The 11,798-nt window shown below is 42.5% G+C and carries 9 protein-coding genes; all 9 read left to right on the forward strand.

What is annotated here, in order from left to right:
• Positions 1 to 319 precede the first annotated feature (319 nt).
• A complete protein-coding gene (locus tag RXV91_RS14150; protein ID WP_003641588.1) occupies positions 320 to 1,282 on the forward strand; it encodes a sugar ABC transporter permease in 963 nt (320 codons plus the stop codon).
• Positions 1,283 to 1,294: 12 nt separating this feature from the next.
• Entirely contained in the window at positions 1,295 to 2,212 is a 918-nt protein-coding gene (locus tag RXV91_RS14155; RefSeq protein WP_003643598.1) for a carbohydrate ABC transporter permease, read from the forward strand.
• An 89-nt stretch (positions 2,213 to 2,301) separates the two neighbouring features.
• Positions 2,302 to 3,774, forward strand: a complete 1,473-nt coding sequence (locus RXV91_RS14160; RefSeq protein WP_003641586.1) for an ABC transporter substrate-binding protein — start codon at positions 2,302 to 2,304, stop codon at positions 3,772 to 3,774.
• Between the two features lie 102 nt (positions 3,775 to 3,876).
• A complete protein-coding gene (locus RXV91_RS14165; protein ID WP_047674446.1) occupies positions 3,877 to 5,502 on the forward strand; it encodes an alpha-glucosidase in 1,626 nt (541 codons plus the stop codon).
• A gap of 72 nt (positions 5,503 to 5,574) precedes the next feature.
• Entirely contained in the window at positions 5,575 to 6,186 is a 612-nt protein-coding gene (locus RXV91_RS14170; protein WP_316440380.1) for a DUF624 domain-containing protein, read from the forward strand.
• Positions 6,187 to 7,899 carry a histidine kinase gene (locus RXV91_RS14175; protein ID WP_316440381.1) on the forward strand — a complete coding sequence of 571 codons (1,713 nt, stop codon included), beginning with the start codon at positions 6,187 to 6,189 and terminating at the stop codon, positions 7,897 to 7,899. It begins immediately after the preceding gene.
• Positions 7,899 to 9,359 carry a helix-turn-helix domain-containing protein gene (locus RXV91_RS14180; RefSeq protein ID WP_316440382.1) on the forward strand — a complete coding sequence of 487 codons (1,461 nt, stop codon included), beginning with the start codon at positions 7,899 to 7,901 and terminating at the stop codon, positions 9,357 to 9,359. Before RXV91_RS14175 ends, RXV91_RS14180 begins: the two co-directional genes overlap by 1 nt.
• A 95-nt stretch (positions 9,360 to 9,454) precedes the next feature.
• Positions 9,455 to 10,318 (forward strand): ROK family protein, encoded by an 864-nt coding sequence (locus RXV91_RS14185; protein ID WP_316440383.1) that lies wholly within the window; start codon positions 9,455 to 9,457, stop codon positions 10,316 to 10,318.
• 244 nt (positions 10,319 to 10,562) lie between these two features.
• Positions 10,563 to 11,699 carry an ABC transporter ATP-binding protein gene (locus RXV91_RS14190; protein WP_003641580.1) on the forward strand — a complete coding sequence of 379 codons (1,137 nt, stop codon included), beginning with the start codon at positions 10,563 to 10,565 and terminating at the stop codon, positions 11,697 to 11,699.
• Positions 11,700 to 11,798: the final 99 nt, after the last annotated feature.

Below are 11,798 nucleotides of genomic sequence, written 5' to 3' on the forward strand. Positions count from 1 at the left end.
GCCGAAAAAATGGTGTCGTTTTTATTTGGGTTGATAACGATAATGGGCTAGATGTTAACACAATGCTCGACACTAGCTTGATATGCTGATGTTGGTATGCTAACAACGTGTTAATTCGATTGTTAGGTTGTTTAATAAACGTTTTAATCAGAGTGGCCCGTTGATTCTAACAGGATTAGATTGTTGATTTTTGTGTCGAAATTATACCTAATTTTGATGAAATCTTGAGTTTGTCAATATATCCCTTAAGTTAGTTGATTGTTGCCGTTTGAGAAAGCGGTTACTATAACAGGTGTAATAATGAAAGGAGGGAGAACCGATGGCACAAAATGCCGCAGTTCCAATCGTCAAGAAGCGCAATTTCTTCCAGCGTTTATGGGACAACCGCGTATTCTTGCTCATGGTTGCTCCAGGTGCGATATTATTAATTATCTTCTTCTACATTCCCGTGTTGGCTAACGTTGTTGCCTTTCAAAACTTTCAATACTCGGATCAAGGCTTCATCTATAGTGTGCTGCATAGTCCGTGGGTTGGCTTTCAGAACTTTGCCTTTTTCTTCAAATCGGCAGATTTTTGGATCGTGTTACGTAACACGGTTGGGTACAATTTAACCTTCTTACTGTTGAACTTTTTCTTTGCCATCTTCTTTGGCATTGTCATGAGTCAAATGCGCAACCAACGACTTTTGAAAGCTTATCAGACTTCAATGCTATTTCCATATTTCTTATCATGGGCAATCTTGGCCTACTTCGTATACGCCTTCTTGAGTTCGGATAAGGGTATTTTGAACCATATTATTCAGTCATTTGGCGGGACGCCGATTGACTTCTACAATACGCCGTGGGTCTGGCCATTTATCATTATCTTCCTAGGGGTTTGGAAAGGAATTGGATACAACAGTATTCTGTACTTTGCCACGGCCATGGGAATTGATCCATCGTACTATGATGCGGCGATGATGGATGGTGCAAATAAATGGCAACAGATTAAAAACGTGACGTTACCACACATCCTACCAGTTGCAACGTTAATGTTGATCTTGAATATTGGGGGGATCTTCCGTAGCGATTTCGGGCTATTCTACCTAATTCCGCGTTCATCAGGGACGTTGATTAATGTGACACAGACCTTTGATACGTATATTTACCGCGCGCTGACGACGACTAATGATATTGGGATGTCAACGGCTGCTGGGCTAATGCAATCAGTTGTCGGTGCACTGTTAATCATTGTTTGTAATTGGGTGGTTCGGCGTAAACAACCAGAATCAGCATTATTTTAGGGGGTGCCGTCATTGCGTAAGAAAAAACATATTTCAGCTGTTGAGATTCGCAAGTTCGGACCTGGCGCCAACCTGTTTTTCAACATCTTCCTAGCAATCTTTGCACTATCGTGTATCTTACCGTTCTTCTTCATCATTATCTTATCGTTGACACAAGAATCAGATATTACGACGTATGGGTATCAATTCTGGCCTAAACATTGGACCTTTGCGAGCTATCAGTATCTCGCTAAAATGGGTCATCAAGTGTTAGTCTCATTAGGTGTTACGATCTTTGTAACAGTTGTTGGGACCATAATGAACAGTTTGTTTAGTTCGACGTACGCGTATGCAATTTCTCGTAAGGATTTTGCCTATGCTAGATTTTTCACCATTTTCGCTTTGATTTCTATGCTGTTTGTTCCAGGTATGGTGCCAACTTACTTGGTTGTGACTCAAATGCTAGGTCTACAGGATAATATCTGGGCGTTAATCTTACCGATGAGCTTTGGGGTGTATAACGTTTTGATCATGCGGACTTTCTTCAAGACATCCATTCCGGAAGCAATCATTGAATCGGCACGGATCGATGGTGGTAGTGAGTTGCGGATTTTCCGGAGTATCGTGGTACCTCTGGCAATTCCAGGGATTGCAACAATTAGTTTATTCACGTCACTAGGTTATTGGAATGATTGGATGAATGCCTTGCTATACATTAACAAGGATAGCGTCACACCATTGCAATATTTACTCATCAAGATTCAAAACAATATTCAGTTTATGACACAAAATATGCAAGCCAATGGCGCAATTGCGGGTGCCGCCAATGTTCCAAGTGAAGGTATGCGGTTCGCAATCGTTGTTGTTGCAACTTTACCAATTGCATTAACCTACCCATTCTTCCAGAAGTACTTCGTCAAAGGAATGACGATTGGTGGCGTCAAAGGTTAGTTTGGTAGTGTTGCGTATTTAATTCGTTTTAACTGTTCGGGGTATTAATAAGTCGTTTCAAAAAACTTTTCCGAGGGGGAAGAACAGCTATGAATAAATTTGTAAAGGGTGCGGCCCTAGTTAGTGCCGTAGCATTTGGAACAGTGGCACTAGCTGGTTGTGGTAAGTCCAATAGCGATTCAGCATCCAGTAAGGCAACAACCGTTAATATGTATATGCCTGGTGATAAGCCGAAGAACTATGACGCAATGATTAAACGGGCGAATAAAGAAATTCATAAGACTTACAAGAATATCAATTTAAAGATGAACTTTATCGGCTGGGGCGATTATGAACAGAAGTACAATGTTATGGTTACTTCTGGTAGCGGTTACGATTTGGCCTTTGCGCAAAACTATACGTCAAATGCACTTAAGGGTGCATACGCCGATATGAATAGCGAATTAAAGAGTGGTGGTGTGGCCAACAAAGCGTACAAACAAGTTGATTCAGCCTACTGGAAAGGGCTAAAGGTTAACGGTAAAACATATGGCTTCCCAGTCAATGCCAACATTTACGCGCAGAATATGCTGACATTCAACGATGAATTCTTGAAGAAGTACAATATTAGTATTAATGATGTTGATTCATACGCAAGCATGGAGTCAGCTTTAGCGAAATTCCATAAAGAAAAACCAGGAGTGGCAGCCTTTGCAATCGGTCAAGGGTTCAAGGCATCACCAAAACACATGGACTTCCCATTGGGTAATGGGCTACCATTTGCCATTGACTCTAGTGGTTCAAGTAAGAAGATTGTGAATGTCTACGATACTAGTGAAATGCAAGGAATCCTGAAGACTTTGCACAGCTATTACCAAAAGGGTTATATTCCTAAGGATGCTGCAACGTCTAGCACACAATATAACTTACAAGATAACACTTGGTTCGTACGTCAAGAAACCCAAGGACCATTCGATTACGGCGATTCCGCTTTGATTACGAATGCGGGCGGTAAGAAGATGAAGTCTAAGGCCATTACAGATCCTTATAAGTCATCTGCTCAATCCCAAGTGGCTGTATGGACAATTTCCAAGACTTCCAAGCATAAGAAAGAAGCGATGCAAGTCTTGAACCTGTTGAACACGGATAAGACCTTGCTTAACAACATTACTTGGGGTCTTGAAGGAACTCAATGGAACTTTACGGACAAGGCTAAGGGTAAGATCAAGATAACCAATAAGTACAAGCCTAACACATTCATTGGTGCTTGGATGATGGGTAATAACAAGAACCTTTATACTCAAGACTCAACGACTGAAGCGATGATTAAGAAGCGTGATCAATCTATTAAGGATGCGAAGACTTCTGCAGCACTTGGTTTCAATCCTGATACGAGTTCATTGAAGACCGAGATTACGAACTTATCGAACGTAATGAGTAAGTATCTTGATATCTTAAATACTGGTACTGCCGACCCAGTCCCAACAATTAAGAAGATGGACAAAGAGCTCAAAGCCGCTGGTTACGATAAAGTTCAAAAAGAATTACAGAAACAATACGACGCCTTCTTAGCTAAACAGTAACACTTAAATCATTTACCACAAAGAGGTCGGGTGCTGGGCACTACGACCTCTTTGTCTACATACAAATTGGGCCATAATTAAGAATAGTAGGGGGTCAGTAGCATGCAAGCACATTGGTGGCAACGCGCAACGGTTTATCAGATTTACCCACGTAGCTTTCAAGATAGTAACGGGGATGGAATTGGTGACATCCCTGGGATTATCAGTCGGCTCGATTACTTGGCAACCCTTGGTGTGGATGCGCTGTGGTTAAGCCCGGTATACAAAAGTCCGAATGCTGATAACGGCTATGACATTGCGGATTATCAGGCGATTGACCCAGCATATGGCACGATGGCCGATATGGATCAGTTGATCGCTCAAGCGGCTCAGCGTGGCATAAAAATCGTGATGGATTTGGTCGTGAATCATACCAGTGATGAGCATCCGTGGTTTGTGGATGCTTGTCAGAATCCAGATAGTCCGACGCGCGATTATTATGTATGGGCGGATGCTGTTGATGGGCATGCACCTAATAATCTGACATCTGGTTTCAGCGGCGGTTCAGCTTGGGAGCTAGATGAACTAACGGGCCAATACTTTTTGCACTTGTTTTCAAAAAAGCAGATTGATTTGAATTGGCAGAATCCAGACTTACGACGCGCAATTTATCGTATGATGAATTTCTGGATCGATAAGGGAATCGAAGGGTTTCGGATGGATGTCATAGATATGATTGCCAAGGAGCCACGTGCAAAAATTTTAGTGAACGGGCCGCATCTGCATGAATATTTACATGAAATGAATCGTCAGACTTGGCGGAACCGTGATTTTTTAACAGTCGGTGAAGCCTGGAGTGCAAGTCCAGAAGATGCGCGACAGTACAGTGATGAGCAGCGCGAAGAATTAAGTATGGTCTTCCAATTCGGCCACTTATGGGCTGATCGCCAGGTTGGCGGCGAAAAGTGGGAACAGCGACCACTTGATGTTGCACAACTGAAACAAGCGCTCTATGCTTGCCAAACGACGATGGCGACTCACGGGTGGAATAGTTTATTCTGGAGTAACCATGACCTGCCCCGCGCCGTTTCACGCTTTGGGGCTACGGGTCAGTACCGAGAGCTGAGTGCGAAGATGTTAGCCATTGCTTTACACGGACTAAAAGGCACACCTTTTGTCTATCAAGGGGAAGAGATTGGTATGACTGATTGCCCAGTTGCAACTATCGATCAAGTTAACGATGTTGAAGCCCGGACAATTTATCGACAATTACGAGCACAGGGTGATGATGCTGGTACCGCCATGCAGAAAATCAATATCTTTAATCGTGATAATGCGCGGACGCCCATGCAATGGACGGCTAAACAACACGCGGGATTTACAACGGGCAAACCATGGTTGGCAATCAATGCCAATTATCCGAGGATCAATGTTGCGGCCGCCCAAGCGGACCACCAATCGATATGGTGGACGTATCAGCGGCTAATTAGATTACGCAAACAGTCGGCGGTGTTGCAACAGGGTGAGTTTACCGAGTTATCAGCGGTACCGGCACCAATCGTTGCCTACACTCGGACTTGGCAACAAACCCAATGGCTAATTTGCGCTAATTTTGCTGATACACTTATTACGGTAGATCTACCAAAGCGAGCATCTGAGTTAATCATCAGTAACTATCAAGATTATCCTGAGCAACTGGGGCGGGTGGTATTACGACCGTATGAAGCGTTTATCCTTGCATTAAGCTAGAAGTGGAAACGCTATTATCAATGAATGGATTTTGATACTATACAGATAGATTATAAAAAGGAGGAGACAGTAATGATTGGACGCGCAGCGGATAAGATTTTTACACGGGTATTTATTTTCTTAATAATGACCGTCTATTTTTGGATTTATACAGTCGCTGGGTTGGTTGTACTAGGAATTGGACCGGCGTTTCGAACTGTAACTGAGATGCATATGGATAAGCAGTGGGATTATCGGTTATATCACTTTAAGGAAGGATGGCAGCTCTTTAAACACCATTTTTGGCAAATGAACTTGCATACTTGGTTGTTCTTAGGGGTAGGGGCCGTCTTGGCTTATAATTTATATTTAAGTCTTTCGATTCATACACTATGGATAATTTTCATTCAATTTATTATCGTATTTGCTTTGATTCTTGATTTTAGCTTAGCAATTTTTACCGTGATGTTGCGGTCGCGCTACGATGTTGCCTTCAAAGATGCCATTAAATTAGCAATTGTTCAGTTCTTTAGTAATTTTACGCAGTTATTGACCTTTATTATTGGCACGATCGTATTGATCGTCATCTCTTTGAAGTGGCCAGGGATGATCCTTTTTCTAAGTCCCGGTATTTATATGGTGGGGGCCGATCGTTTATCACGACGATGGTATGACAAGATTGATAAGATGCTAGGGGCAGTTTAGATGTTGCTGAAAAGTCATGCTATGCAGGCGAGCTTTGCTCACCTGATTAAGTTATATACAACCATCATTTCGGTGATGGTTATTTTAGCAACAACCGTCTTTGTTACCGTTAGTATTCGAACCTATGATGCAGATGTGGAGCAGGCCGAGAATACGGCCATCGTGCAGGTTGGTCAAATGCTTAATCAGAATCAACAAATTGCCGCGCAATTCGCGACTCAAATGACAAGTTCATCGAGTAATTTACCGAGTATCGAAAAATATTTTGATTCGTCTATCACTGATTACAGCAATTATGCGATTGATAAAAGTATTAGTGGCAGTCCATACTTCTTCTGGCCAACTGAGTCACGGCAATTCTTTACTCAGCATGATCAAGTAACTCAACTGACACTACGATTATTGAGTCAAAATAAGGTGTTTGTTGCGACACAAGCTAATCCTGGTGGCGCCTTATATCCGGCCAAAGACGTTAAACAACGTTTTGCAATTAATGCTCCGTTAATCAATCAGACATCCTTAGAAACGGATGGGGTTCTCAGTATCAGCTTTGATCAGAGCGAGATCAAGCGGCAGTTGTCACAAGTGAATGCGACCCAGCCCTTGCAAGTTGTGGTACGTTCAGAGGCTGATGATGAAGTCTTTTACTTTGCTGGTAAACGGGTCACGCGACAACAGCAACGTGATCTGAACCAGGCGCTAACGGCGGGTAACATGAAAATGTTGCGTGATTATCATGTTACCACGAAACAATCATCATCCGGTTATACGGTGATGACAGTCTTGAATAGGCATCTATTAAGTCGTCTGATTATCGGACATGTTCTACCGTTAATTTTATTAGGGTTGATTTTGTTACTAGGGCTAAGTACGGGCTTGTGGCTGACTTTTCGTCGGTACCAGCACCAACTGAATACAATTGTTGATACTGTTCAAACGGTTTCTGATGGTAATCTAGATGCACGAGTTCCAATGAATCTGCGACCGACAGACTTGCATACACTTGCCGGCGGAATTAACGCTATGTTGACGGAAATCCATCAGCATATTTATACGATCTATCAATTACAGATCGCCCAACAAGAGGCGAACCGGCGAGCATTACAGGCACAAATCAACCCGCATTTTATGTCTAATACATTAGAGTATATTCGAATGGCTGCGTTAGAAGCACATCAGCCAGAACTCGCCAATGTAGTGTACAGCTTTGCTGCATTATTGCGAAATAACACGGATCTATCATCACGGACGACACTGAAGCAGGAAGTTAGTTTTATTGAAAAGTATGTCTTTTTATATCAAGTTCGGTTTCCTGATCGGCTAGCTTACCAATTTACGGTCGCTGACGATGTCGCTGCGATTGAGATTCCCAAATTTAGTTTGCAACCACTTGTCGAGAATTACTTCGTGCACGGTGTCAACTTCTCACGGGTGGATAATGCCCTAAGTTTAAAGGCTTGGCGTGAAGCTGGTATCGTTCACGTTAAGATCGTGGATAATGGCCGCGGCCTGTCACCGGAAGCTGTTAAAGCTGTGAATCAAAAGTTGAAGCAACCATTAGCAGCTGAACAACAGCATTCAATTGGACTACAGAATGTCTACTCACGGATGCACGATAGTTTTGGGGACGGTTTTAAAATGACAATTAATAGTAATGACCAACAGGGCGTTACGGTATTGCTGCAGTTTGATGATCGTGAGGGGGTTAAGTGATGCGGAAAGTGATGTTAGTTGATGATGAATACATGCTATTACGTGGGCTTAAATTACTAATTGATTGGGAATCATTGGGGTTGGAGATTGTGAATACGGAGCAAAATCCCAGCTTAGCGTTAAAGTATTTACAAGATAATGACATTGATATTTTAATTTCAGATATGAATATGCCGGAGATGCCGGGCCCAGAATTTGTAGCGGCTGCCAAGAAGATTCAACCAGCAATGGAATTGATCGTAATCTCAGGATATTCAGATTTTGACTATGTACGCGCTGGCTTGCAGCAAAATGCTGTAAATTATTTACGTAAGCCAATTGATACTGATGAATTGTTGGCAACACTGCGAGGTGCCTTAGACCGGTTACAAGCACAACAACAGCAACATCAGATTGCATCGCTGGCAATTCAGACACAGACACGGACATTACTGACGACTGATCGCGAGCCAGAGCAACTGCAAATTATCCAAGCGCTAGGAATTGAGTTTGCCACACCAACAACCGTTCGCCTTATTGGGGTACTAAACCCCTTACCGCCTAAAGATTTAGTGAATTACCTACGTGTGATAAAAGCGGTCAAGGGTTTTTATACTGAGCGGGAAGATTTCATTATTGTCTTTCAAGGGACGACTGACCAATTAAACATATTTATCAATGAAGCACCTCATCAGATCGGGGTAGCACATCGGCCATTTCTAATTGGAGCTCCAATTAAGAATGTCGGACAATTGCGAACGCGTTATATTCAATTGCGTCGTGAGATTGCAAGACAATACTTTTTTGAAACTGCTTCAGGGCTGCGAATGATGCTGCCAGATACGCAAGAGAGCGTTTCATCGATGTTGCCAAGTTATTCTGAGGTCAAAAAAGCACTGGATGGCATCGATTTGACTGGATTTTCAATATGGTTAACCCACCAATTTGACGCAATGAAGCAGGCAAATGCGTCGGACTTGTTAGCACGACAGTTCGCACTAGTTGTATTGCTGGTTCTAAGTGACCGACTGACGAAATTTGATGATAAAGCAGCCATCATTGCCGCAATCAATCACGCCAAAGACGTTAGTGATCTTAAAGGTCAGTTACAGTGGGTTGCTGAACTTGCTACTGAACAGGGTACTCAACAGTTTTCAAGAAATGTGCTGGCAATGCGCCAGATTATTAAGAAGCGATATCAAGAACAACTTTCGTTAGCGGCAGTAGCGAGTGAATTGCATCTCAATGCGGTGTATCTGGGTCAATTGTTCAAGCAGGAAGTTGGACGTAGTTTTGCCCAATTTCTCAATGATTATCGTGTTGATGTCGCGGTGGATTTATTACGAGATTCAGATCTGGATATTGGTCAAATTGCTGAGGCGGTTGGTTATCAAAATTCTAGTTATTTTTATAAATTATTCAAAAAACAAACGGGGATGTCGCCTGGTGATTACCGAAAGGCGGGTGTCCTGAGTAGTTAATCAACTTTAACAAGTTGGTTTTGATAAGTATACGCGTAATCAATTTTAGCAATTGAATACATTAATCTTAATAAGAAATAGTGAAGGTGAAAAGAATGAGTAGAAGATTAGGGAGCATTGAAGCGGGCGGTACTAAGTTTATCTTAGCAGTAGCGGATGAGACTTATCAAATGGGTGCAAAGAAGCGAATTCCAACTTTAACCCCTGAAGAGACATTGGCGGCTTGTATTGACTTTTTTAAGGCTAATCCAGTTGATGCCATTGGATTAGGGTCATTTGGGCCAATTGGAATTAAGCACGGCACTGCCGATTATGGTCATATTCTAGCAACGCCAAAACCAGGCTGGGCGGGGACTAATATTGTAGGGATTCTAACGGCAGCGCTACATGTGCCGATTTACTTTACGACGGATGTTAATGCGTCAATCTATGGTGAATACATTGCTGGTGAGGCTCAAGCCGTTGATGCAGCGGTTTATTTCACGATTGGCACTGGTATTGGCGGTGGTGCGATTCAGGACGGCAACTTTATTGGGGGTTACTCGCATCTGGAAATGGGGCATGCGCCGGTAATGTTGCATCCAGATGATGATTTTGTTGGGAGTTGCCCATTCCACGGTAATCAGTGTTTTGAAGGGGTAGCAGCTGGACCGACCATTGAGGCACGGACCGGTGAGCGCGGGGAGAACCTTCAGCGGGACAATCCTGTATTTGATTACATTGACTATTACGCTGCTCAAATGGCCTTTAATGCATATGTTAACTTGACACCAGAAAAAATCATCTTTGGTGGTTCAGTGATTAACGACGCCGATATGGTCAAGGTTCGCCAGTACTTTGATCAGCTAAATAATGGTTACGTGCAAGTCCCAACAGAATTAATCGTACACAGTCACTTTGCAGATAATGCGTCCGCAACCGTGGGCGACTTTGCGTTAGCCGCTTCCTTATTAGATTAATATGGTAATACCAGGTGAGAAAAACCGGTAAGGCGTGTGGGTTCATATAAGTCGGCACCAAGTTGATATATCAACTTGGTGTTTTTTTTAATTCGACAATTAAGTGTTGTTCCATTTGAAATGGTGCTCATAGGAACTTTTGGTAAAATTGCCGAATAAAAGTGAACTTTTTGAATAACCTGCCCATTCATAATGAAGGCGCTTTCTAATACAATTAATAGTGTCAGAAAGGTTGGGATTTATCATGGTTGAAATTAATTTAGATCATATTTATAAACGTTATCCAAATGCAGAAACTAACTCAGTGAATGACTTCGATCTTCATATTAAGGACAAGGAATTTATTGTCTTTGTTGGACCTTCCGGCTGTGGTAAGTCGACAACATTACGGATGATTGCCGGATTGGAAGATATTACGCAAGGAACGTTAGAAATTGGCGGTAAGGTGATGAATGATATCTCGCCGAAAGACCGTGACATTGCGATGGTTTTCCAAAACTATGCGTTATACCCACACATGACCGTTGCGGGTAATATGGCGTTTGGGTTGAAGCTACGTAAGTATAAAAAAGATGATATTGCCAAGCGAGTTGACCAAGCTGCTGAAATTTTAGGACTAACTGAATTTTTGGACCGTAAGCCAGCTGATTTATCTGGTGGGCAACGACAACGGGTTGCTCTAGGCCGGGCGATTGTACGGGATGCACCGATCTTTTTAATGGATGAGCCATTATCTAACTTGGATGCCAAGTTACGGGTATCGATGCGGGCCGAAATTGCCAAGTTACATCAGCGGCTTAGCACGACGACAATCTATGTGACCCATGATCAAACTGAAGCAATGACCATGGCTGATCGGGTGGTTGTCATGTCAGTTGGTGAGATTCAACAGATTGGAACACCGTCAGAAATTTATGATCGTCCACGGAATATGTTTGTTGCTGGTTTTATTGGCTCACCTGCTATGAACTTCTTCAATGTTCATTATCAAGATCAGGTTATTGATGACCATAAGGGCGTACAACTAACAATTCCTGAAGGGATGGCTAAAGTTTTAGATAAACGTGGTTATAATGGCAAGGATATCGTTTTCGGAATTCGACCGGAAGATATTCATACTGAAGAGATCTTCATTGACACGTGGCCAAATTCGACAGTTGAAGCCACAATTAACGTATCTGAATTATTGGGTGCTACTAGCCAGCTCTATAGTCAAGTTGGTAATACTGAGTTTGTGGCTAATGTTGATTCTCGTGATTTTCATCAACCCGGTGCAAAAGTGCAGATGGGCTTTGATATTAACAAAGCGCACTTCTTCGATAAAGAAACACAGAACTCCATTATGTTGGATGAAGAGGAAGAAACAGGTAAGTCGCACTAAAGAAGCAGTGCTCGGTATTGCGATGCTAAGATATCTCATAGATTTCAACGCTATAGCAGGCAAGTAATATTTTTGAAGCGTGATCAAGACAACTTGATC

The organism is Lactiplantibacillus sp. DA1 (genome assembly GCF_032681335.1).
In the GTDB taxonomy this organism is placed as follows: domain Bacteria; phylum Bacillota; class Bacilli; order Lactobacillales; family Lactobacillaceae; genus Lactiplantibacillus.

Bases quoted from the DNA above. Each gene is read 5' to 3' on its own strand.
- RXV91_RS14150 (WP_003641588.1), top strand. From the start codon at position 320: ATGGCACAAAATGCCGCAGTTCCAATCGTCAAGAAGCGCAATTTCTTC.
- RXV91_RS14160 (WP_003641586.1), top strand. From the start codon at position 2,302: ATGAATAAATTTGTAAAGGGTGCGGCCCTAGTTAGTGCCGTAGCATTT.
- RXV91_RS14165 (WP_047674446.1), top strand. From the start codon at position 3,877: ATGCAAGCACATTGGTGGCAACGCGCAACGGTTTATCAGATTTACCCA.
- RXV91_RS14170 (WP_316440380.1), top strand. From the start codon at position 5,575: ATGATTGGACGCGCAGCGGATAAGATTTTTACACGGGTATTTATTTTC.
- RXV91_RS14175 (WP_316440381.1), top strand. From the start codon at position 6,187: ATGTTGCTGAAAAGTCATGCTATGCAGGCGAGCTTTGCTCACCTGATT.
- RXV91_RS14180 (WP_316440382.1), top strand. From the start codon at position 7,899: ATGCGGAAAGTGATGTTAGTTGATGATGAATACATGCTATTACGTGGG.
- RXV91_RS14185 (WP_316440383.1), top strand. From the start codon at position 9,455: ATGAGTAGAAGATTAGGGAGCATTGAAGCGGGCGGTACTAAGTTTATC.
- RXV91_RS14190 (WP_003641580.1), top strand. From the start codon at position 10,563: ATGGTTGAAATTAATTTAGATCATATTTATAAACGTTATCCAAATGCA.